General features: G+C 62.7%; 21 protein-coding genes and 1 pseudogene. 14 read left to right on the plus strand and 8 right to left on the minus strand.

All coding sequences use genetic code 11. The features are described 5' to 3' along the window. The first annotated feature begins 16 nt into the window (after positions 1-16). From ABIE33_RS23375 to ABIE33_RS23385, 3 genes are all read left to right on the plus strand, one after another. On the plus strand, positions 17-2,578 hold the full coding sequence (locus tag ABIE33_RS23375) for a fused MFS/spermidine synthase (protein WP_429130068.1): 2,562 nt from the start codon (positions 17-19) through the stop codon (positions 2,576-2,578). A gap of 232 nt (positions 2,579-2,810) precedes the next feature. Then, positions 2,811-3,347 carry an L-2-amino-thiazoline-4-carboxylic acid hydrolase gene (locus ABIE33_RS23380; RefSeq protein WP_429130071.1) on the plus strand — a complete coding sequence of 179 codons (537 nt, stop codon included), beginning with the start codon at positions 2,811-2,813 and terminating at the stop codon, positions 3,345-3,347. After that, entirely contained in the window at positions 3,344-4,603 is a 1,260-nt protein-coding gene (locus ABIE33_RS23385; RefSeq protein ID WP_429130074.1) for a Zn-dependent hydrolase, read from the plus strand. The genes ABIE33_RS23380 and ABIE33_RS23385 overlap by 4 nt, the downstream gene beginning before the upstream one ends. Before the next feature lie 137 nt (positions 4,604-4,740). Here the strand turns inward: ABIE33_RS23385 and ABIE33_RS23390 are convergent, their stop codons facing one another. From ABIE33_RS23390 to ABIE33_RS23400, 3 genes are all read right to left on the minus strand, one after another. Further along, entirely contained in the window at positions 4,741-5,430 is a 690-nt protein-coding gene (locus tag ABIE33_RS23390; protein ID WP_429130077.1) for an isochorismatase family protein, read from the minus strand. A 27-nt stretch (positions 5,431-5,457) separates the two neighbouring features. Further along, positions 5,458-6,084, minus strand: coding sequence for an isochorismate family cysteine hydrolase YcaC (ycaC, locus tag ABIE33_RS23395; RefSeq protein WP_429130079.1), 627 nt, complete (start codon positions 6,082-6,084; stop codon positions 5,458-5,460). A 93-nt stretch (positions 6,085-6,177) separates the two neighbouring features. Beyond that, complete coding sequence (locus ABIE33_RS23400; protein ID WP_429130082.1) at positions 6,178-7,053, minus strand: pirin family protein; 876 nt, start codon at positions 7,051-7,053, stop codon at positions 6,178-6,180. A 124-nt stretch (positions 7,054-7,177) separates the two neighbouring features. Here ABIE33_RS23400 and ABIE33_RS23405 point away from each other — a divergent pair, with 124 nt between their 5' ends. After that, a complete protein-coding gene (locus ABIE33_RS23405) occupies positions 7,178-8,098 on the plus strand; it encodes a LysR substrate-binding domain-containing protein (RefSeq protein WP_429130084.1) in 921 nt (306 codons plus the stop codon). 30 nt (positions 8,099-8,128) lie between these two features. Here ABIE33_RS23405 and ABIE33_RS23410 read toward each other — a convergent pair whose 3' ends face one another. After that, complete coding sequence (locus ABIE33_RS23410; RefSeq protein WP_429130087.1) at positions 8,129-9,358, minus strand: ROK family protein; 1,230 nt, start codon at positions 9,356-9,358, stop codon at positions 8,129-8,131. Positions 9,359-9,585: 227 nt separating this feature from the next. Between ABIE33_RS23410 and ABIE33_RS23415 the strand changes: the two genes are divergently transcribed. The 7 genes from ABIE33_RS23415 (at position 9,586) to ABIE33_RS23445 (ending at position 16,239) form a co-directional block, all read left to right on the plus strand. Next, positions 9,586-10,824, plus strand: a complete 1,239-nt coding sequence (locus ABIE33_RS23415) for an extracellular solute-binding protein (protein ID WP_429130090.1) — start codon at positions 9,586-9,588, stop codon at positions 10,822-10,824. Between the two features lie 210 nt (positions 10,825-11,034). Then, positions 11,035-11,916: a carbohydrate ABC transporter permease gene (locus tag ABIE33_RS23420; protein WP_429130092.1), complete on the plus strand. Its 882-nt coding sequence runs from the start codon at positions 11,035-11,037 to the stop codon at positions 11,914-11,916. Further along, positions 11,916-12,761 (plus strand): carbohydrate ABC transporter permease, encoded by an 846-nt coding sequence (locus ABIE33_RS23425; RefSeq protein WP_429130093.1) that lies wholly within the window; start codon positions 11,916-11,918, stop codon positions 12,759-12,761. Before ABIE33_RS23420 ends, ABIE33_RS23425 begins: the two co-directional genes overlap by 1 nt. Then, positions 12,758-13,783: an SIS domain-containing protein gene (locus tag ABIE33_RS23430; RefSeq protein WP_429130096.1), complete on the plus strand. Its 1,026-nt coding sequence runs from the start codon at positions 12,758-12,760 to the stop codon at positions 13,781-13,783. Before ABIE33_RS23425 ends, ABIE33_RS23430 begins: the two co-directional genes overlap by 4 nt. A 3-nt stretch (positions 13,784-13,786) precedes the next feature. Next, positions 13,787-14,722 carry a PfkB family carbohydrate kinase gene (locus ABIE33_RS23435; protein ID WP_429130099.1) on the plus strand — a complete coding sequence of 312 codons (936 nt, stop codon included), beginning with the start codon at positions 13,787-13,789 and terminating at the stop codon, positions 14,720-14,722. Continuing rightward, the gene (locus ABIE33_RS23440) at positions 14,719-15,804 is read left to right on the plus strand and encodes an ABC transporter ATP-binding protein (RefSeq protein ID WP_429130101.1); all 1,086 of its coding nucleotides are present in this window, start codon (positions 14,719-14,721) and stop codon (positions 15,802-15,804) included. Before ABIE33_RS23435 ends, ABIE33_RS23440 begins: the two co-directional genes overlap by 4 nt. Before the next feature lie 243 nt (positions 15,805-16,047). After that, complete coding sequence (locus tag ABIE33_RS23445; protein WP_429130104.1) at positions 16,048-16,239, plus strand: hypothetical protein; 192 nt, start codon at positions 16,048-16,050, stop codon at positions 16,237-16,239. Positions 16,240-16,332: 93 nt separating this feature from the next. Here ABIE33_RS23445 and ABIE33_RS23450 read toward each other — a convergent pair whose 3' ends face one another. The 4 genes from ABIE33_RS23450 to ABIE33_RS23465 form a co-directional block, all read right to left on the minus strand. Beyond that, positions 16,333-17,103: an amino acid ABC transporter ATP-binding protein gene (locus tag ABIE33_RS23450; protein WP_429130107.1), complete on the minus strand. Its 771-nt coding sequence runs from the start codon at positions 17,101-17,103 to the stop codon at positions 16,333-16,335. A 13-nt stretch (positions 17,104-17,116) separates the two neighbouring features. Beyond that, positions 17,117-17,779, minus strand: coding sequence for an amino acid ABC transporter permease (locus tag ABIE33_RS23455; RefSeq protein ID WP_429130109.1), 663 nt, complete (start codon positions 17,777-17,779; stop codon positions 17,117-17,119). A gap of 5 nt (positions 17,780-17,784) precedes the next feature. Further along, on the minus strand, positions 17,785-18,447 hold the full coding sequence (locus ABIE33_RS23460) for an amino acid ABC transporter permease (RefSeq protein WP_429130112.1): 663 nt from the start codon (positions 18,445-18,447) through the stop codon (positions 17,785-17,787). A gap of 72 nt (positions 18,448-18,519) precedes the next feature. Further along, the gene (locus ABIE33_RS23465) at positions 18,520-19,359 is read right to left on the minus strand and encodes a transporter substrate-binding domain-containing protein (protein ID WP_429130115.1); all 840 of its coding nucleotides are present in this window, start codon (positions 19,357-19,359) and stop codon (positions 18,520-18,522) included. A gap of 161 nt (positions 19,360-19,520) precedes the next feature. Between ABIE33_RS23465 and ABIE33_RS23470 the strand changes: the two genes are divergently transcribed. The 3 genes and pseudogenes from ABIE33_RS23470 to ABIE33_RS23480 form a co-directional block, all read left to right on the plus strand. Beyond that, complete coding sequence (locus tag ABIE33_RS23470) at positions 19,521-20,579, plus strand: D-TA family PLP-dependent enzyme (RefSeq protein WP_429130118.1); 1,059 nt, start codon at positions 19,521-19,523, stop codon at positions 20,577-20,579. A 341-nt stretch (positions 20,580-20,920) separates the two neighbouring features. Continuing rightward, positions 20,921-21,955, plus strand: a complete 1,035-nt coding sequence (locus tag ABIE33_RS23475) for a sulfate ABC transporter substrate-binding protein (RefSeq protein ID WP_429130121.1) — start codon at positions 20,921-20,923, stop codon at positions 21,953-21,955. Between the two features lie 132 nt (positions 21,956-22,087). Continuing rightward, a pseudogene (locus ABIE33_RS23480) lies at positions 22,088-22,314 on the plus strand (molybdate ABC transporter permease subunit); the annotation flags it as partial.

Genomic DNA, 22,314 nt, shown 5'->3' on the forward strand with positions numbered 1-22,314 from the left:
CCTATGGTGAGCCGGATTGACCGCAAAGAGTTCCGCGCCCGTATGCTCGGTCGATGTCGACGGGTCCAACGAGACACAGCGCATGCAGCAACAGGCCTTTGCCTTCAGCCCCGCAATGGCCGGCTTCATGCTTTTCCTTTCCGGCGCGGCCGCGCTGATCTTTCAGGTTCTCTGGATCAAGCAACTCTCGCTTGTCACCGGTGTCGACGTCCATGCCGTCAGCGCCGGCGTCAGCGCCTTCTTTCTCGGCCTTGCCCTCGGCAGCTTCGCCCTCGGTCGCTTCGGTGACCGTGCCCGCCGCCCGTTGCGCCTCTATGCGCTACTTGAGATCGGCGTCGCGCTGTCCGGCGTTGTGGTGACATTTGCACTGGCGCGGATTGCACCCCTCTTCGTCGCGATCGAGGCCTCTCTGCCCATTGCCGCATGGGCGATGCTGATCCTGCTCGTGGCCGCACGCGCCTTTCTGATGGGCGGCACGCTTCCCGTGCTGTTGCGCGCCCTGGAAACGTCGCCCGGCGGTGTCGGTGCCAAAGGCGGACGCCTCTATGCTGCCAATACGCTTGGCGCGATCGTCGGCTGCCTCGCAGTCTCCTTCGTCATCATTCCAGCACTTGGGGTGCAGGCAACCGGCCTTGCGGCCGCCGCCCTCGGGCTCAGCGCTGCGGCCATCGCTCTGTCTCGCGGCTCGACTTCCGCCACGCGTGCATCGGAAGCATTGCCGGCAACATCCATCGGTGAAGGCGGCTCGCGCCTGGCACTTGCACTCTATGCCCTCGCCGGCGGCGTAGCACTCGGCTACGAGGTCGCCTGGTCGCAGGCGATCGTGCAATTCATCTCGACCCGCTCCTTCGCGTTCTCCGTTGTGCTTGCAACCTACCTTGCCGGACTAGCGCTCGGCGCCGCGCTCTTTGCGCGGCGGACCGATCGCCTTGCCGATCCCTGGACCACATTCGGCCTGCTCATCACCGCTGCGGGCCTCGTAGCACTTTTCGAACTGGCCGTGCTCGGCACCTGGCTCACCGCCTGGCAGACGAACGCCGAGGCGGCGGTCGCGGCCATGACGGGCAGCATCTTTGCCGGCATGTTCGCGCGGTTTGTCGTGGCAGCACTGACCATCGTTTTCATCCCGACGCTGATCCTCGGCGCCGCCTTTCCCGTCGCGTTGCGCCTTGCGGTCAATCCCGCACACATCGGGCGCGATACCGGCCGGGTGCTGGCCTTCAATACGCTCGGCGGCATCGCCGGAACCCTTGTTACCGGCTTTCTGCTCATCCCGACGCTCGGCATCATCCGCAGCTTTGCCATTCTGGCGGTCATCGCTGCCGCGATCGGCCTTGTCGCGATCGGCAGGGGTAAAGGCAGCGGGCTTGCCGGACCTCGTCTGGCCGTGCCCGTGCTCGGCGCCCTCACCCTGTTGCTCGCCGTGCTCGTGCCATCGGACAGGCTCGCCAATCTGCTGACAACGGCGCGGAGCGACGGCACCATCGTGTCCTATGAAGAAGGCCTCGGCGCCACGGTCGCGGTCATCGAACAGGGGCAAGCCGACCGCCGTTTCCGCCGGCTCTACATTCAGGGCGTTTCCAACACCGGCGATGCCATGCCCTCACTGCGCTACATGCGGCTGCAGGCGCTGCTGCCGCTCATCATCCATAAGGGCGAACCGAAATCGGCGCTGGTGGTCGGGCTTGGAACAGGCATCACCGCAGGATCGCTGCTGGCCTATCCCGGGCTAGATCACCGCGTGGCAGCGGAGTTGCTGCCCTCCGTTGCGCGTGCGACAAGCCTGTTTGCGGGCAACTATAATGCAGCCAAGGATCCCCGGCTGGAGATCCGCCTGCGCGACGGACGGCGCGAACTGCTGCGCAGCCAGGAGCGCTACGACCTCATCACCCTGGAGCCGCCGCCGCCGTCCGCTGCCGGCGTCGTCAATCTCTACTCGTCGGATTTCTACCGTCTGGCACGTGACCGTTTGGGCGAGAACGGCATGGTGGCGCAATGGCTGCCGATCGCAACCCAGAACGACGAGGATACCCGCTCCCTCGTCAAAAGCTTTCTCGACACTTTCCCTGAAGTCACGCTCTGGTCGACGGAACTGCATGAGATGCTGCTCGTCGGCTCGCGCGAACGGCAGGAAATTGACGCGACGCGGATTGCCAACCGGATGAAAGAACGCTCGATTGCCGCAGCGCTTGGCGAGGTCGGCATTTCCAGCCCGGCCGATCTGCTGGCAACCTGGATGATGGACCGCTCGGGGCTGGAGCGCTACGTGGGTTCCGCACTTCCGGTGACGGACGATCAGCCCCGGATCGAATATGCAAGCTGGGTGCGGCCCGACGATCTGCAGCGCACCCTTCCGGCGCTGATTGCGCTGCGGACGGAGCTTCCGCTCCCTGCCGCCGACCCCGCAACGAAAACATCGATTGCCGAGGCGCACAACAGGTTGCTGCTTTTCTACCAGGCCTCGCTTAATGCCTATGCCGGCTACCGCACTGAGTGGGCTCGCGACATGGAGCCCCTGATGCGGGCAGAACCGGCCAACCCCTATTACAGATGGTTCGTTTCAAGCAGCCAGCGATGACGAATTGCGCGATGTCATCCATGGGGCGCAGAGCCTCCGCGCCGGTGGGCAAGCTGCGCGGCTGATCGCTATGAGACAAGAATAATTCCGTGGGAAATGCCGTCAGGCGCGAAATATTTGTGCAAAGCCCCTTGTGAATAGTGCGGATTTGCAACCCGGTCTCCGCGGTCACGGTGTATCCTGTCGCTCAGTCGAACCAACGATCAGTTGGACAGGGAGGCAGGGTAAATTCATGACGGAATCGGACACAACCGCAGACGCCGCCACATCGCGCGCCGCTATGGAAGGCGAGCTGGGCATTCTTGCACGACGGCGCATAGAGGCCGGCATCATCGCGCCGATCTATGAGGCGATGCGCGAAGAGATCGGCGAGAAACGCGCCCAGGCTATCCTCGACAAGGCCGTCAGCCGCGCTGCGATCGAGTCTGGCAAGGCCTTTGCTGCGAAAACCCCCGGCGGCACCAATCTGCGGACATTCCAGGAATTGCAGGATCTCTGGACCCAGGACGATGCCCTGACGATCGAGGTGACGAAGGCGACCGACGATGAGTTTCACTACAACGTCAAGCGCTGTCGATACGCCGAGACCTATCGCGAGATGGGGCTCGGCCATATCGGCCATCTGCTTTCCTGCAACCGCGACGGCGTGTTCTGCACCGGATACGATCCGCGCATTACGCTGGAGCGCACGCAAACGGTGATGCAGGGCGCGTCCCATTGCGATTTCCGCTACCGCTTGAATGCTGACGCGCCCGGAGAGCAGAAATGACCGCAGCAGAACAGGCACGCGATAACCCGGCCGCCGGCACCAACATGCCTGAAATCAACGGCGACCGGCTATGGGCTGATATCGTCGCGACCGCTCGCTTCGGCGGCACGGACAGAGGCGGCGTCACCCGGTTGACGCTGACGGAGGAGGACCGGCAGGTTCGCGACTGGTTTGTCGCCGAATGCCGCTCCCTTGGCTGCACGATCGAGGTCGACCGGATCGGCAATATCTTCGCCACCTACCCCGGCGAAGACCCGTCGCTACCGCCGATCGCCGTCGGCAGCCATCTCGATACCCAGCCGCAAGGCGGCCGGTTCGACGGCATCCTCGGCGTTCTTGCCGGGCTTGAACTGATCCGGACACTGAAGGAAACGTCGACCGTGCTGCGCCACAGCCTCACCGTCGTAAACTGGACGAACGAGGAAGGCTCGCGATTCTCGCCGGCAATGATGGGTTCCGGCGTATTCGCTGGCGCATCGCACCTGGAAGCAATCGGTGCGGTGCAGGACCGGGATGGGACCACCGTGCTGACGGCGCTCGAAACGATCGGCTATCGCGGCGAAATCCCTGTCGGACATGTCGGCTTTGCAGCCTATGTCGAACTCCACATCGAGCAGGGCCCGCTCTTGGAAGCGGCGGCGACGGAAATCGGCATCGTCACCGGCGTGCAGGGTGTGCGCTGGCTCAACGTTACCATCACAGGGACGGAGGCGCATGCGGGTAGCACGCCGATGGCCCAGCGCGACGACGCGCTGGTCGCGGCCTCCCAGATCGTGCTCGCCGTGCGCGACATCGCGCGCCGTCATCCACCCGGCGTCGGCACCACGGGCTTTGCCGCTGTCGGTCCCAATTCGCGCAATGTCGTGCCTGGCTCGGTGCAGCTACAGATCGACATGCGCCACCCGTCCGATGCAGGGCTCGACCAGATGCAGGCGGCTCTCGAGCATGCTGTCGAGGCGATCGACGCCAGGATCGCGCTCAGTCGCATCTGGTCGAAGCAGCCGGTCGCCTTCGATCCTAATATCGTCGATGCGGTGCGCGCCAGCGCCGGGGCGCTCGGCTATTCCGCAACCGATGTCGTCTCCGGCGCCGGTCACGATGCCGCCCATATCGCCGGCATCTGCCCGACCGCCATGATTTTCGTGCCGTCCAAGGACGGGCTGTCGCACAACGAGGCGGAGTATTCCTCGCCGGAGGAATGCGCACGCGGCGCCGCCGTCCTGTTGCAGACGGTGCTGCAGATCGACCTGAAATAACGACAACGTCGCCTGCAGGACTTCCCTGCCGGCGACGTTGATTTCAGTGCATGCTGAAGCGCGGCGCGCTTTTAGCTATTGTTCTTGTGCATGTCGTTGTCGCAAAACCGCTGTGCACTTTTGCGCGACATGCTGTTTCAGCCGCGGGCCGAGTCCAACTGCTCGTGGTCCTTCTCGACCTGCTGGGCCTTCAGGTAGCTTTCGATCAGCAACTGATATTCCGGGAAAATCTTGGTGTAGATCTCGGCCCATTGCTGCGCGTCGTCACGATGCCAGGTCCGCTGCAGCTCGGAGGCGACTGCCGCCGTATCCATCGGGACCACACCCGCCTGAACCACACGGGCAAGCGTGATCTCCTGCGCCATCTTCGAATAGGTACCCGAAGCGTCGACGACGGCGAAGACCTTGTAGCCTTCATGCGCGGCACTGATGGCCGGGAATGCCATGCAGACGCTGGTGATAGTGCCAGCAATGATCAGCGTCTTGCGGCCCGTCGCTTTCACGGCGGCCACGAAGTCCGGATTGTCCCAGGCGTTGATCTCGCCTCGACGCCCCACATATGTGGCATGCGGCGCATTCGCATGGATTTCCGGGATCAGCGGACCGTTCGGTCCCTGCGGCACCGATGCTGTGGTGATCACCGGCATCTTGGCCAGCGTCGCCATGCTGGCAAGCGCTGCCGCATGGGCGCGCAGCTTCGGCATCGGCATGTCGTTGACGGTCTGGAACAGGCCGCTCTGATGGTCGATCAGAAGCATGACCGCATCATCCGGGTCGATGACCGGCGGAGCGCCGTTGAAGTTCGCGACATTGTTGACGTTCGTCATGGCTTTTCTCCTATGGTTAGCCCGGGATTAGCGGGAAGCCTTGGTGGTGGTGTAGCTGCTGATCAGGTTGCGGTAGTCGGGGATGTGGTTGGAGAACAGCGTTCCGAGCCCCTCGACGTCGTTGCGCCAATCGCGATGCAGTTCGCAGGCGATACCGAACCAGGTCATCAGTTGGGCACCGGCCTGCGACATGCGATCCCAGGCGGAATGGCGGGTGATTTCGTTGAACGTGCCGGAGGCATCGGTGACGACGAAGACGTCGAAGCCTTCCTCGATGGCGGCGAGCGCCGGGAATGCGACGCAGACTTCGGTGACGACGCCGGCAATGATCAGTTGCTTCTTGCCGGTGGCCTTGATCGCCTTGACGAAGTCTTCATTGTCCCAGGCATTGATCTGGCCGGGGCGCGGGATGAACGGCGCATCCGGGAACATTTCCTTCAGTTCCGGCACGATCGGGCCGTTCGGGCCGTCCTCGAAGCTGGTCGTCAGAACCGTCGGCAGCTTGAAGTATTTCGCGAGGTCCGCGAGTGCCAGAACGTTGTTCTTGAACTTGTCGGGGTCGATATCCCGCACCAGCGAGAGCAGACCCGCCTGGTGGTCGACGAGCAGAACCGCAGCCTGATCCTTGTCGAGACGCTTGTAGGTTTTTGCCATAGTGAAGACTCCTTCATCTTTCGTCATGTCCGCGTAGTCGGGCCGCCTATCGGCCGGCATGGGCTCGGCGCGGAGTTCCGAGCCCCCGAGAACTCAAAGTGCCGGTTCGGATACGGCGCCGAAGCGGCCGTTCTGGAAGTCGGTGAAGGCCTGGCGGATTTCGTCGGCCGTGTTCATCACGAAGGGACCATGCATGACCACCGGTTCGTCGATCGGCTCGCCGCTCAAGACGAGCACGGTCGCATCCGAGCTGGCATCGAGCGTAATGGCGCCGCCTTCGCGGCCCATGAGCCCGAACTGGGCTTCGCCGATCAGGTCGCTGCCGTTGACGAGCACGGTGCCGTGCAGAACCGCCAGGCCGACCGAATGCCCCTCGCGCAAATCGAGCGCGAGCGAACCGCCCTGCTTCAGGCGAAGATCCCAGAGATTGATCGGTGTAAACGTCTGCGCCGGTCCGGCCCGTCCGTCGAATTCTCCGGCGATCACCCGCAGCGTGCCGGCACCCTCCGGCAGCGTCACCGTGGGAATGTCATCGTTGAGCAGGGTCTGATATCCCGGCGTGGCCGACTTGGCGCGCGCCGGCAGGTTGACCCAAAGCTGGACCATCTCCAAGGTCCCGCCCTGTCTGGTGAAGGCTTCCGAGTGGTACTCTTCGTGCAGGATGCCGCCGCCGGCCGTCATCCATTGCACGTCGCCCGGACCGATATGGCCGCCATTGCCGGCGGAGTCACGGTGATCGACTTCGCCTCGATAGACGATGGTCACGGTCTCGAAGCCGCGATGCGGATGCACACCGACACCGCGTGGGTGGGCTGCAGGTGCAAACTCCGTCGGGCCTGCATAGTCGAGCAGCAGGAACGGGCTTGCATGTTCGCCGACGCTGTCATGGGAAAGCAGCGAACGAACAGGAAAGCCATCGCCGACCCAGTGCGGCCGGGCGTTTCCAAAGATGCCGAGTATCTTGCGCATGTCTGTTTCTCCTTGTGCATCGCCTTCAAGCGATGACCTTGGGAGGAACATATTCCCGCGACAAATCTGGCGGTAGACCGTTAAATCGGACTATAGTGTCCTATCAATAGGACAATTATGCACCATGCAGGACTTGAACGATCTTAAGCTTTTCGTCGATGTCGTCGAGCAGAACGGCTTCGCCGCAGCGGCGCGCAAACTCAACATGCCGCGTTCGCGGCTAAGCCGTCGCATCGGCCTGCTGGAAGAACTCCTCGGCGTGCGCCTTGTTCAGCGTTCGACGCGCCACTTCGTCGTGACGGATATCGGCAGGGAGTACTACCGCCATTGCGTGGCCATGCTGGTGGAGGCGGAAGCCGCGCAGGAGGTGATCGACCGTATGCGCTCCGAGCCGCAAGGCGTCGTGCACGTCAGTTGCCCCTCATCGGTCCTCTATTTCCAGGTCGGCGAGATGATCGCCCGCTTCATGGCCGGCTGCCCGAAGGTCGAGGTGGTGCTCGAAAGCACCAACAGGCAGGTGGACGTGCTGCGCGAAGGCATAGATATCGCCATCCGTGTTCGCTTTCCGCCGCTTGAGGAGAGCGATCTCGTCATCAAGAGGCTGGCCGAAAGTGCGCAGCGCCTGGTCGCCAGCCCCCGACTGCTCGGTGAGGATGCGCAGCCGCTGACGCCCGCCGACCTGACGGCCCTTCCGAGCATGGCCTGGAACTCCAACCGGCAGGAGCATGAATGGTGTCTGGACGGGCCGAACGGGGCCAGTGCCATCGTGCGCCACAACCCGCGTCTCGTCACCGAAGACATGGTGGCCCTGCGGCTTGCCGCCCTAAAAGGCGTCGGCGTCACGCAACTGCCTGCAATGGTCGTGCGGCAGGACCTGAAGGATGGAACGCTGGTGGACGTGCTGCCCGACTGGGCACCCCGGGCAGGTATCATTCACGCCGCCTTTCCATCCCGGCGCGGCCTGCTTCCCTCAGTCAGGGCCTTGCTCGATTTTCTGGCAGACGAATATGCCGAGCTTGCGCGTCTGGACGAACCGCGAACGTGATCCTGCCGGCAACTCGCCGGCAGCTCAGTGTCAAGAAGCGTCGATGGTGCGTGTCTTCAGGATCGCGGAAAAGCGCGGGTCGAAGGTGCGACTGATCGGCTCGGCGGCTGCGCCGATCGCCACCGCCCATGGATCGGTGAAGCCGACTTGCAGGCGCGGCAGGCTGCGATCGCGGCGATCGGCGAGTGATGGAAGCAGCGGCTGCATCGCATGCGTGACCAGCCGCGCCAGACCGGGCGGAAGTCCGCCGCACAGGATTACCGTTTGCGGATCGAAGATGGTTTCGAGCGCCTGCACCGCCGCACGCAATTCGTAGACGGCGGCCTCCAGCCAACCGGGCAGCCTGCCATCCTCACCCGCCACGGCCGCATCAATGTGGGCATAAAGGTCCGGGTCGGCCGGGTCGAGCTCGAGCAGTTTGCAGAGAGACGCAATCGACGCGCGGTATTCGAGTGGCGTGCGCTCATGTTCGCCGGCACCGCGCGGCAGGCTGAGGATCATGCCGATCTCTCCGGCATTGCCATTGGCACCGCGATAGAGCTCGCCATTGAGGATCAGCCCGGCGCCAAGGCCGTAACCGAGATAGATGCAGATGGCGTGATCGACGCCGTGGGCGGCACCGACCAGACGTTCGGCCGTGGCTGCCGCCGCCGAGTCGTTCTGCAGGGCGACATCGAGGCCGGTGCCGGCAGAGAGCGTTTCGAGCAGCGGAAAGTTCTGCCAGGCCGCCATCATCCACGGATCGTCGATGTCAGCGTCGATACCAAAGGGACCGGGCATCGCCGCCCCAAGCCCGACGAGGCGTTGCTCCGATTGCGGCGCGATGGACGCGAGGTCTCGCCGGGTCTTTTCGATCAGATCGAGAATGGTCTTGACGCCGGTCGCCGGTCCGCCGGCTGGTAGGTTGGCCTCTCCACGCGCCAGAACCGTGCCCACCAGGTCGACGGCTATGGTGCGTGTGACATGCCGGTCGATCTGCAGGCCGATGGCAAAGGCGCCCTCGGCAACCAGACGATAGGGCGTCGACGGTTGCCCCCGGCCATTGCGCACGGCGGCAAGCGACTGCACCAGCCCGTCACGCTCCAGCTCTTCGATGATGTTCGACACCGTCTGCTTGGTCAGCGCCGTCGCCCGGGCAAGATCGGCACGGGACAACTGCCCGTTCCGCCGCAACGCGTCGATCATGACGCGGCGGTTGTGGGCGCTCGTCCCTTCCTGGTTGGTGCCGCTCTTTGCCCGGATCGGGCGTAAATCATTCATCCGCAAAACCCTCTTGACACTGTTAGAATATTGAACAAGAAATAAGTCAAGACAATTGACTTAATGAGGCGCCATAAAGAGCTCCGGGGAACGAAGTGACGGCAGCAGGCCGCACGAGCGCTCCGATAGATATGTCGACGGCCGTCCGCAAACGGGCGGATTTCTCATATTCGGCCCACCGGGGAGGTGTGCCGGGAAAACTGAACGCTCAGTTATTGGAGGCAGGAATGTTGAAATCCATTAAAACCACGTTGCTCAGCGCAACCTTGCTCGGCTTGTCCTTTGCTGGCCACGCCTATGCAGAAACCACGCTCAACGCGTTGTTTATGGCGCAGGCGGCCTATAGCGAGGCCGACGTCCGTGCCATGACCGAGGCCTTCACCAAGGCCAATCCGGATGTGAAGGTCAATCTCGAATTCGTTCCCTATGAGGGCCTGCACGACAAGACCGTTCTGGCGCAGGGCTCCGGCGGCGGCTACGACGTCGTGCTCTTCGACGTGATCTGGCCGGCCGAATATGCCGCCAACAAGGTGTTGGTCGATGTCTCCGACCGCATCACCGACGAGATGAAATCAGGCGTCCTGCCGGGTGCCTGGACGACCGTCGAGTATGACGCCAAGCGCTATGGCATGCCGTGGATCCTCGACACCAAATACCTGTTCTACAACAAGGAAATCCTTGAGAAGGCCGGCATCAAGGCACCGCCGAAGACTTGGGACGAACTGAGCGAACAGGCCAAGATCATCAAGGACAAGGGGCTGCTCGCAACGCCGATCGCCTGGAGCTGGTCGCAGGCCGAAGCCGCGATCTGCGACTACACCACGCTCGTCAGCGCCTATGGCGGCAAGTTCATCGACGGCGGCAAACCGGCATTCGCCTCGGGCGGCGGCCTCGACGCGCTCAATTACATGGTGACGAGCTATTCGTCGGGCCTGACCAATCCGAACTCGAAGGAATTCCTCGAGGAAGATGTACGCAAGGTCTTCCAGAACGGTGAGGCCGCCTTCGCGCTCAACTGGACCTACATGTACAACCTCGCCAACGACCCGAAGGAAAGCAAGGTTGCCGGCAAGGTCGGTGTCGTGCCGGCACCGGGTGTCGCAGGCAAGAGCGAGGTTTCGGCCGTCAACGGCTCGATGGGCCTCGGCGTCACCTCGACCAGCAAACATCCCGACGAGGCGTGGAAATATATCGTCCATATGACCTCCCAGCAGACGCAGAATGCCTATGCCAAGCTGAGCCTGCCGATCTGGGCCTCTTCCTATGAAGACGCCAATGTCACCAAGGGCCAGGAAGAGCTGATCGCCGCTGCCAAGCTCGGCCTTGCAGCCATGTATCCGCGTCCGACGACGCCGAAGTATCAGGAGCTTTCGACCGCCCTGCAGCAGGCGATCCAGGAAGCACTGCTTGGCCAGGCCTCCGCCGAGGATGCGCTGAAGTCCGCCGCCGAAAACAGCGGTCTCTGATCGTTCCGGCTTCGACCTCCCGGGCGGCACTGCCGCCCGGGATTTGCCGGAACGCTTTCACCGGCAAGAGCATGATGGCCTACGGCATAATTCCTTAAATCGGAATCGATTTAAGGAGAGAATTATGCGGCAGGTTTAAAGCGCTACAGCGTCCTTTGCGCGTCATATCTGACGCGCGGCGCTGTAGATGGCCCATAAGGTTTCCATCCCATGTCCGGTACTTGGATAACAACGCGCGCGTGGCTCCTGATGCTGCCGCTGCTCGTAGTCATGATCGCTGTCATCGGCTGGCCGCTGGTCGACACCGTCAGGCTTTCGTTCACCGACGCAAAGCTCGTCGGCACCGAAGGCAGCTTCGTCGGCCTCGACAACTATGCCAAGGTTCTCGGCGGTTCGAACTTCCAGCGGGCATTGGTAACGACCACATGGTTCGCGGTTGTCTCGGTGACCGCCGAAATGGTGATCGGCGTGCTGGCGGCTTTGTTGCTCAACCAGCAGTTCCGCGGCCGCACGGCATTGCGCGCTTTGATGATACTGCCCTGGGCCTTGCCGACGGTCGTCAACGCGACGCTGTGGCGGCTGATCTACAATCCGGAATATGGCGCACTGAACGCAGCCCTGACGCAGATCGGGCTGATCGACAGCTATCGCTCCTGGCTCGGCGAGCCCGGCTCGGCGCTGACGGCCCTGATCGTCGCCGACTGCTGGAAGAACTTTCCGCTTGTCGCCTTGATCGCGCTTGCGGCCCTCCAGGCCGTACCACGCGACATCACTGCTGCCTCGCTCGTCGACGGCGCCGGCCCGTTCAACCGCTTCCGCTATGTCATCATGCCCTATCTCGCGGGTCCGCTGCTCGTGGCGCTGGTGCTGCGCACGATCGAAGCCTTCAAGGTTTTCGACATCATCTGGGTCATGACGCGCGGCGGTCCGGCCAACAGCACACGCACGCTGTCGATCCTCGTCTATCAGGAAGCCTTCTCGTTCCAGCGGGCGGGCTCGGGCGCTTCGCTGGCGCTGATCGTCACCCTGCTGGTGACGGTGCTCGCGGTCGCCTACGCCGCACTTGTGCGCAAAGCTGCAGGAGCCACCTGATGGAACGCCAGAGCCCGCTGTTCACTGCCTTCGTCTACGCCTGCGCCCTGCTGCTGGCAGCCATCATCCTTGCGCCCGTTCTCTGGCTCTTCGTCATGAGCATCTCGTCTGCCGCCGACCTTTCGGCAAAGCCGCTCAACTGGTGGCCTGATGAGATCGACCTGTCGCGGTACGGGGTGCTGCTGAGCACGCTCGAAAACAGCGCCGGCGCCGCCTTCGTCGCTTCGCTCTTCAACAGCCTGAAGGTCGCCGGCATGGCGACGCTTGCGGCCATAGCCGTTGCCATTCCGTCGGCCTGGGCCGTGTCGCGCACGCCCTCAGTCTCGTGGTCGCTCTACGCAGTGATCGCCACCTACATGCTGCCGCCGGTGGCGCTGGCCGTGCCGCTCTATATGGGGCTCGCCTATCTCGGCCTGTTGAATTCGGTCTTCGGCCTTGCGCTCGTCTATCTCACCATCCTGGCGCCCTTCACCACATGGCTGTTGAAATCCGGCTTCGATTCCATTCCGAAGGAGATCGAGAGCGCTGCCATGATCGACGGCGCCAGGCTGGATCAGATCCTCAGGCTGATCACTCTGCCGCTCGCCGCCCCCGTGATGGCGACCTCGGCGCTCTTTGCCTTCCTGCTTGCCTGGGACGAATTCTTCTATGCGCTGCTGTTCACCTCGGACCTTCGCGCCAAGACCCTGACGGTCGCCATCGCCGATCTCGCCGGCGGCCGGGTTTCCGACTACGGACTGATCGCGACCGCCGGCGTGCTTGCCGCCCTGCCCCCGGTGCTGATCGGCCTCATCATGCAAAAAGCCCTGATTTCCGGGCTCACCAGCGGCGGCGTCAAGGGATGACCATGAGCGATACTAGAAGCCGCCCGGCTGGGCTCATCGCAATCGACCGCGAAATGGCCCGTCAAGCCTCAGACGCCGTCACTTCGTTCCACGCGGCAGAGGCGCTCTCCCGAGACATCGCCGCGTCGCTCAAATCGACCGGCAAGCTGCTACTGCTGGGAATGGGCGGCTCGCATGCGGTCGGTCGCGCGCTCGAACCCCTCTATCGCGCCCACGGCATCGATGCGATCGCACTGCCGCTGTCCGAACAGCTGGGCCAGCCACTGGCGATCGAAGGCAAGACGATCCTCGTCACCTCCCAGTCCGGCGAGAGCGCCGAGGTCTTGCGCTGGTTCGCCGAGACAAATGATAGAACCGGCGAGACCTTCGGCCTGACCCTCGAAGGGGGCTCCTTTTTGGCCCGAAGCGCCCCATCGCTGGTCGGCGTCGGCGGCACGGAAAAGGCATTTGCCGCAACCCGCAGCCTGACGATCAGCTTCGCATTGCACCTCTCGATCCTCGCCGCCCTCGGCGACGACGCGACCGCGGCACTGCAGGCGATCGAAGCACCGCAGGCGCCCGATACAACGTTGGCGCTCGCAGCCCTCGCAGATGTTCGCGCAGTGGTAACGTCCGGTCGCCAGCTACAAGGGCTTGCCGAAGCGATCGGGCTCGGCCTGACCGAATTGTCCCGGCTACCCTGCTTCTCGCTTGAAGGCGGGCAGTTGCGGCATGGGCCGATGGAAATGCTCGGCCCGTCGGTCGGGGTCGTGCTGTTTCGCGCCGCAGATGCGACCGCCGGGCTCGTCAGCGCCATGGCGGTTTCCGCAGCAGAAGCCGGTTCACCGGTTGTCGTCTTCGATGCCTCCGGCGCAGCGCCGATCCCTGGTGTGACCACCCTCGCCTTCAAGCCGGCGGCCGGCATGGCGGCGATCTTTGCGATGCTGCCGGTGGCACAATCCTTCATGATCGCCTTTGCGGCGGCGCGTGTCGCCGATGTCGGAACGCCGGTCAGGTCGACCAAGATTACTCGGAGCGAATGAAGCATGCGTCCTCTTGTCGTCATCGGCAACGTCAACGTCGATCTCATCCTCGGGCCGGCCGCCCCCTGGCCGAAGGCCGGCACCGAAATCATCGTCGATCATGATGAACTGCGCGTCGGGGGCTGCGCCGGCAACAGCGCGCTTGCCTGGGATTCGCTCGGCGTCGACTATGCGATTGCCGCCAACATCGGCAACGACCAGTTCGGCACTTGGCTGAAGGACGCCTTTGCCGGGCGGGCAAGCGGCTGGCCGGTCGAAAACGTCGGAACGACACTGTCGGTCGGCATCACCCATCCCGATGGCGAGCGTACCTTCTTCACCACCCGCGGGCACCTGCCATTCTTCAGTTTCGATGAGGCCCGCGCAATGCTCGACGGCGAGCGCCTACGCGGCGGCCTGGCTCTGCTTTCCGGCTCCTTCCTCACCGACGCGCTGACCGCCGCCTATGACGATGTCTTCGACTGGGCGGAGGCGCACGATATCGCCGTGGCGCTCGACACTGGCTGGCCGCTCGATGGCTGGACGGACGCCAATTGTGCCGCAGCGATAGGCTGGCTGAAGCGCTGCCGGCTCGCCCTTTTCAACGAAGTCGAGACAACGACGTTGACCGGCCTTGCCGACGCGGCAGACGCGGCGCACGCACTCAAGACGCATATGCCGACCGATGCGATCGTTATCGTCAAGCGCGGGCCGAACGGTGCGCTCGCGCTCGGCCCGAACGGTGACATCGTCTCTGTCGCCGCGCCCCTGGTCAAAGTGATCGACACGATCGGCGCGGGCGACGTGTTCAATGCCGGTTTCCTCGCAGCCCTTGCCGCCGGGATGTCGCTGGAGAATTGCCTTCGCACCGGCGTCACCATCGCATCGGAGGCAATCTCGACGCTGCCGCGCAGCTATGGAAAACCCTTGTCCGCCTTTCTTCAGGAGACGACCGAATGAGCGCGCTTGAGATCTGCAACATTCACAAGCGCTACGGCGAAGTCGAAACGCTGAAGGGTATCGACATCGCACTGGAAAGCGGCGAGTTCCTTGTGCTGCTCGGCTCTTCGGGCTGCGGCAAGTCGACCCTGCTCAATATCATCGCCGGCCTTGCCGAGCCGAGCGGCGGCGATATCCGCATCGGGCCCCGGTCGATCGTCGGGATGCACCCCAAGGATCGCGACATCGCCATGGTGTTCCAATCCTATGCGCTCTACCCAAACATGAGTGTGGCCCGCAACATCGGCTTCGGCCTGGAAATGCGCAAAGTTCCGGCCCCCGAGCGGGAAAAGGCGGTCAACGAGACGGCAAAGCTGCTGCAGATCGAAAACCTGCTTCAGCGCAAGCCGAGCCAGCTCTCCGGCGGCCAGCGTCAACGTGTCGCCATCGGCCGGGCGCTGGTGCGAAACCCGCAGGTTTTCCTCTTCGACGAGCCGCTGTCGAACCTTGACGCCAAGCTGCGCATGGAGATGCGCACCGAACTGAAGCGGCTGCACCAATTGCTGAAGACGACGGTGGTCTATGTCACCCACGACCAGATCGAGGCGATGACGCTTGCAACCCGCATCGCCGTCATGCGCGATGGCCGCATAGAACAGCTTGGTGCGCCGGAAGAGATCTATGATCGTCCGGCCACACTCTATGTCGCCGGCTTCGTCGGCTCGCCGCCGATGAACATTTTCGAGGCTGACGTATCAGGCGACGGCTTGCGCGTTGAAGGTGGCGAGGAGCCGATCGCCCTGCCGGCGCGCTTTCACGGCAGAGTGCAGAATGGCCAACGCGTCAAGGTCGGCATCCGCCCAGAGGCGCTGCGGCTCGCGACGGACGAGGCAAATGCGCTGCGACTGGCAGCGCGGATTGAGGTGGTCGAACTGACCGGCCCGGAACTGGTGGTAACGGCCCGCATCGGCGGCCAGCGCATCACCGCCTGCCTGCCACCGCGCACGCAGCTGGCGATCGATGCGGAGCGGACATTCGCTTTCGACGAGGGCGCCTTGCATCTGTTCGACCCGGAAACCGGACGATCGCTGCTCGCCGCGTGACGCGGAGCACAACCATTGCGTGATGCGATGGCGTATGCATAGTCTGAGGCAATGACCTTAAGGTGCGAGGACTGCGATGGAGCCCCTGAACCATTTCTATTCGATTATCGACTACACTGCGACTGGCGCCGACAACCAGCCCGAGATCGCAGCCGAGTTCGCCCGGATCCAAGAGGACTGGGTTGCACGCTATCCCGGCTTTCTATCCGCCCGCTTTCTCGCCAGCACCGACGGCAGCACCGTGTGCGCGACGTCGAATGGGCGAGCGAAGCGGATTTTCACAATTTCGAACGCGTTTCGGATTCCAAGGGCCGGATCGCAGCGCTCGAGGCTGCATTCAGCCGCCTGTCGACCAAAGGCTCGCGCCGGACCTTCCGGGCGATCGGCGAAGTCAAACCACAAGCGGCGACCTCGCCTACCGCGACCGGTGCATAACAAAGGAACAGGTATCCTTGTTCGTTGGTGGTGATGACGGGCCCCGCGCTCATAACACTCTGACCTGACGAAACTCCGCCCCGTACAAACGCTTCAGTTGAACGACGAGGTTTTCAGGAACTCGGCCAGGCGCTCGGTCTGCGGTTTCAGGAACATTTCCCTCGGATTGCCCTCTTCGCCGATGCGCCCCTGGTTCATGAAGATGACCCGGGAAGACACGTCGTAGGCAAACCGCATCTCGTGGGTGACGAGCAACATGCTCATCCCGTCCTCTGCCAGCCCCTTGATCACCTGCAGCACTTCGTTGACGAGTTCGGGATCGAGCGCCGAGGTCACCTCATCGAACAGCATCAGCTTCGGGTTCATGGCAATCGCCCGGGCGATCGCCACGCGCTGTTGTTGACCGCCCGAAAGCTGGCCGGGATAGTGGTCCATGCGCGAGAGCAGGCCGACCCGGTCCAGCCATTTCTCGGCGACCGACCGTGCTTCGTCCCGCCCCATGCCGCGCACCTTGATGAGACCGAGCATGACATTTTTCGCCGCAGTCATGTGAGGAAAGAGGTTGAACTGCTGGAACGCCATGCCGGTCATCGCCCGCTGGCGGGCGATTTCCTTTTCCCGCTTGCGCCGTCGCACACCGGCGACGGTGTCATACCCGATCTCCTGGCCGTCGATACGGATGGAGCCGCCTTGGAACTCCTCCAACATGTTGATGCAGCGCAGCATCGTGGTCTTTCCCGAGCCGCTGGAGCCGATGATCGCAATGACCTCGCCCTGCGCCATGGTGCAATCGACGCCTTTGAGCACCTCGACGGCACCATAGCGCTTGTGGAGGTCGCGGATTTCAAGAAGTGTCTGGCTCATCGGATCCGGGACCTCACGAAGGGAAGGCGGTCTTGCGTTCGACGTAACGGCCGAAGCGCTCGATGCTGTAGTTGATGACGAAATAGAGGAAGCCGGCGAAGAAGTAGAATTCGAGGCTCATGAAAGTGCGGGAGATCAGTTCCTGCGTGCGCAGCAAAAGCTCGGCGACGCCGATGATCGACAGAAGCGTCGAGGCCTTGACCATTTCGGCTGCGGTGTTCACCCAGGCCGGCAGGGCCTGCCGCAGGGCCTGCGGACCGAGCACATAGGCAAAGGTCTGTGGGAATGTCAGCCCGATCGCTTTCGCCGCCTCCGTCTGCCCCTTGGGGATCGCCTGCAGCGCGCCGCGGACCAGTTCGCCGACATGCGAGCTGCAGAACACCGAAAGGGCGAGAATGCCTGCCTGGAACGGCCCGAGATCGATGCCGATGGTGCTGAGCACGTAATAACTGGCGAGAACCAGCACCAGCACCGGCGTGCCGCGAATGAAGTCGGTATAGCCGCGAACGATCCAGCGCACGGGTTTGTAGCCATAGGTCAGTGCGAGACCGACGAAGACGCCGAGCACCGTTCCAACCGCGATGGACAGGAAGGAAATGGAGATCGACACGCCGAGCCCCTTGATGAGGGGTATGCGGGCGATCCAGAGTTGGTCCAGGAAGGCGGAAAGATCCATGGCGATCACCTCGGCACGGCAAGACGGCGCTCGACCGCGCGCATCAGCGCGGCGAGAAGCGAGCAGGTTGCGACATAGAGGCAGCTCGCCACGATCCACGTCTCGATCACCCGGAAGCTTTCGACATTGATCTTGCGCGCTTCGAAGGTCAGCTCGGGAACGGCAATCGCGGCGGCAAGCGAGGTGTCCTTGAACAGGGAGATCATTGTGCTGCTGAGCGAGGGAAGCACATTGCGCAGCATCAGCGGCAGAATGATCGAGGTGCGGATCTGCATTTCCGTGAGCCCGATTGCCAGCCCCGCCTCCCTTTGACCAGGAGGCACGGAAAGCAGCCCGCCGCGAAACACCTCGGCGAGATAGGCACCGGAATAGATCGCCAGCGTCAGCACGAAGCTCTCGATCTTGCCGAGCCGGACGCCCAACTGCGGCAAGGCGAAGTAGCTGAACAGCACCAGCACGAGGATTGGCGTGTTGCGGATCACGGTCACATAGAGACCGGCCGGCTTGCGTACAAGCATATTCTTCGACACCAGCCCGAAGGCAGTGACGAGCCCGATGAGGCAACCGGCGAGGATTGCCGCAAAGGCAAGGCCGAGACTGAGCGCCAGACCTTCGAGCAGAAGGTCGAATGAGCGCCAGACGGCGGCGAAATTCAACTGATAACCCATGTCTTCAGCCACCCATGCCGACAGGATAGGGGACGATCCCGCGAAAGCGCGGAACCGTCCAGCCGGAAAGGCTTACTTGAATTCGATCGGGAAGCCGATCTGCGGCGGCGTCAGGTCCTTGCCGAACCAGGTCTTGAACGACTTCGCATAGAAATCGAACTCGACCCCGGTCATGGCCTCGTGCAGAGCGGTGTTGACGAAATTCAGCCAGTCCTGATCGCCGCGCTTGACGCCGCAGGCATAGGTTTGCGGATTCCAGCCGTAGCCGGCGTCCTTGTAGCGTTCGGGGTTCTGGGTCATGTACCACGCAAGCGACGACTGGTCGGTGGCCACCGTATCGGCCCGGCCGGATTCGAGTGCCTGATAGATGAGGTCGACGGATTCGTACTGATCGACGGTCGCCTCCGGCAGCGCCGCATGCACCATCGCCTCCGCATAGACGTTCTGCAGCACCGACACGGTCACCGAGGAGCCGCCTGCCTTCAGCGCAGCGTAGTCGGCATATTTGCCGTCCGACTTCAGCATCAGGCCGACGCCTTCGCGATAATAGGGAATGGTGAAGGCGATCTGCTGGGCGCGCTCGCCGGTGACTGTCATGAACTGGCAGGTGATATCCACCTTGTTGGTGGTGATGTTCGGGATACGGGCGTCGGACGACTGGTTGACGTATTCGATCTTGTCGGGGTCGCCGAACAGCGCCTTGGCGATGATCCGGCCCATGTCGACATCGAAGCCCTGCAGCTTGTCTTCGGCACTCTTGAAGTGCCACGGCGCATTGGTGCTGCCGGTGCCGAGCACGAGATGGCCGCGGGCGAGAACTTCGTCCAGCTTGCTCGCCGGTTGCTGCGCCTGTACCGGCAGGGCGATGGAGGCGGCTGCGATGGCGGCAGCCACGAGAACTGTCTTGATCATCTGCATTCTCCCATTTTTGGGTTCCCGATTACTGTTCCATTATAACGGACTTCAGTCCTGAATAATGGATTGACGTATGAAATGCCGACGGTCATAACTTGTCAAGGGCGGATGATGTAGCTTCGCCGCATACCGCGCCCCACAGAAGGAAGTGATGAGCGATGCCCCTGCCGATCGAAACGCCCGCCGTGCTGGTCGATATCGAGATCGCCAAGCGCAACATCCGCACGTTCCAGGACTATGCGGACGCCCACGGCATCCGCGTTCGGCCGCATATCAAGACCCACAAGTTGCCGCAGATGGCCGAATTGCAGCTGGATGCCGGCGCCATCGGCATCACCTGCCAGAAGGTGACCGAAGCCGAAGCGATGGTGGACGGTAGTGAGCGGATCAACGATGTGCTCATCACTTACAATATCCTCGGCAAACCCAAGCTCGATCGGCTCGAGCGCCTTAACCAGCGCATCGCGCTTGCCGTCGTCGCCGACAATGAGACGGTCATCAATGGACTATCCGGCCACTTCTCGACCAAGGACAAGCCGCTTCGGGTATTCGTCGAATGCAACACCGGCGCGGACCGTTGTGGCGTCGCTTCGCCCGTGGAAGCCGCCCGCCTGGCCCGCCAAATCAATGATGCCAAGGGCATCGAATTCGCCGGCCTGATGACCTACCCGCCGATTGCCGGCGAGGCGAAGGTCCAGGCCTTCATGAGCGAGGCAAAGCACCTGATCGAGGCGGACGGCATGGCCGTGCCCACGATCACCTCCGGCGGCACGCCGAGCATGATGCATGCCGCCGGCGCGCCGGTCGCAACCGAATATCGGCCCGGCACCTATATCTACAACGATCGCTCTCTCGTTTCACGCGGTGTCGCAACCTGGGACGACTGCGCCCTGACCGTGCTCGCAACCGTCGTCTCGGTGCCGTCGGAACACCGCGCGATCATCGATGCCGGCAGCAAGGTTCTGACGGCCGACCTCCTTGGCCTCACGGGCTATGGCCATGTGCTTGGCCATGACGACATCCGCATCGACCAGCTCTCCGAAGAACATGGGCGGCTGGTGAGCGACGGACCGATCGGCCTGACGGTCGGGCAGCAGCTGCGCATCGTTCCCAATCACGCCTGTGTCGTCACCAACATGGTAGACGCGGTGCATATCGTCGAAGGCGACGAGCCCAAGGCTATCTGGCCGATCGTCGCCCGCGGCCACGTGATCTAGCTGGCTTGCCTCAGCTGCCGCAACCGCCGCCCGGTTGACTTTTCCGACACCCGCTTTGCGCCCAATGGCTCCATCCGCAGCGATCGCATCGTCGGAGCCGCGCACGCACATATGGCCGACCGATCACATTGCTCATCCGGAATTTTGATATGCGCCTCAAAGGGCCCATGCTATTCTCCGGCCGGTTCGCCGACGACAGGAGATCGGCGGCCAAGCAGGCGTTGGGCAAACCGTTCCTTAAAAAGGCACAATAACGATAGGACTTTTCCCGATAGCCACCTCCCGCATCATCAGTTTGCGTTGAAGCAGTCGATTAAATTGATAGTTTTATCTGGTAACCGATGGAGGTCGAGATGGGCTTTGGACGAATTACCGGAATGGGACTGGCAATTGTAGTCGGAGGCCTGCAGCTTGGTGCTGCAAGTGTGGCTTTTGCCGACACGACGATCCTGAACGTGTCCTATGACCCGACACGTGAACTTTACAAGGACTTCAACGCCGTCTTCGCTGAAAAGTGGAAGGCGGACACCGGTGAAACCGTAACGATCCAGACATCGCACGGCGGCTCCGGCAAGCAGGCCCGCTCCGTGATCGACGGTCTGCAGGCCGACGTCGTCACCCTGGCGCTCGAGGCGGATATCGACGCTATCGCCAAGGAAACCGGAAAAATACCGGCGGACTGGAAGACCAAGTTCGAAAACAACAGCGCACCCTATACGTCGACGATCGTCTTCCTGGTGCGCAAGGGCAATCCAAAAGGCATCAAGGACTGGGGCGATCTCGTCAAGGATGACATCCAGGTGATCACGCCGAACCCGAAGACGTCGGGTGGCGCGCGCTGGAACTTCCTGGCAGCCTGGGCCTATGCCCGTGCCGCCAATGGCGGCGACGATGGCAAAGCACAGCAATTCGTTTCCGAGTTGTTCAAGCATGTGCCGGTGCTCGATACCGGTGCGCGTGGCTCGACCACCACCTTCGTGCAACGCGGCCTCGGCGACGTGCTGCTCGCCTGGGAAAACGAAGCCTATCTTTCGCTTGAAGAACTAGGCCCGGATAATTTTGACATTGTCACACCGTCGATCTCGATCAAGGCCGAACCGCCGGTCGCACTCGTCGACGGCAATGTCGATGCCAAGGGTACGCGCAAGGTCGCCGAGGCCTATGTCGGTTATCTCTACAGCGATGCCGGCCAGAAGATCGCAGCCAAGCACTACTACCGGCCGTTCAAGCCGGCAGCCGCCGACCCCAAGGACGTCGCGCGATTCGGTGATCTCAAGCTCGTGACGATCGAGGACTTTGGCGGCTGGAAGGAAGCGCAACCGAAGTACTTCGGCGACGGCGGCCTGTTCGACCAGATCTACAAGCCGGGCCAATAATCGTCTCTGTTGATGAAATGAAACAATCGGCCGGACCATCCGATCCGGCCGATTGGCATGTCGGGCCCGCATGGGGATTGCGGGTCTCAGGGAGCGCCTGGTTTTCGGGCTTATGAAGAGGGTGATTGGGATTTGAGAGAGCGTGGCCACAACAGGCGCTGGCGGTTTCGTCAGCCGAGTGTGCTTCCGGGGTTTGGTCTGGCGCTCGGCGTCACGCTGGCCTGGCTGGTGCTGATCATCCTGATCCCGCTGTCGGGATTGATCTGGCGTTCGAGCGGCCTCGGCTGGTCGCAGTTCATGACGCTGGCGCTCGATACCCGCACCTTGAATGCCTTGCGCATCAGTTTCGGCACGGCCTT

The sequence above is a fragment of the Ensifer sp. 4252 genome (assembly GCF_050434565.1).
In the GTDB taxonomy this organism is placed as follows: Bacteria; Pseudomonadota; Alphaproteobacteria; order Rhizobiales; family Rhizobiaceae; genus Ensifer.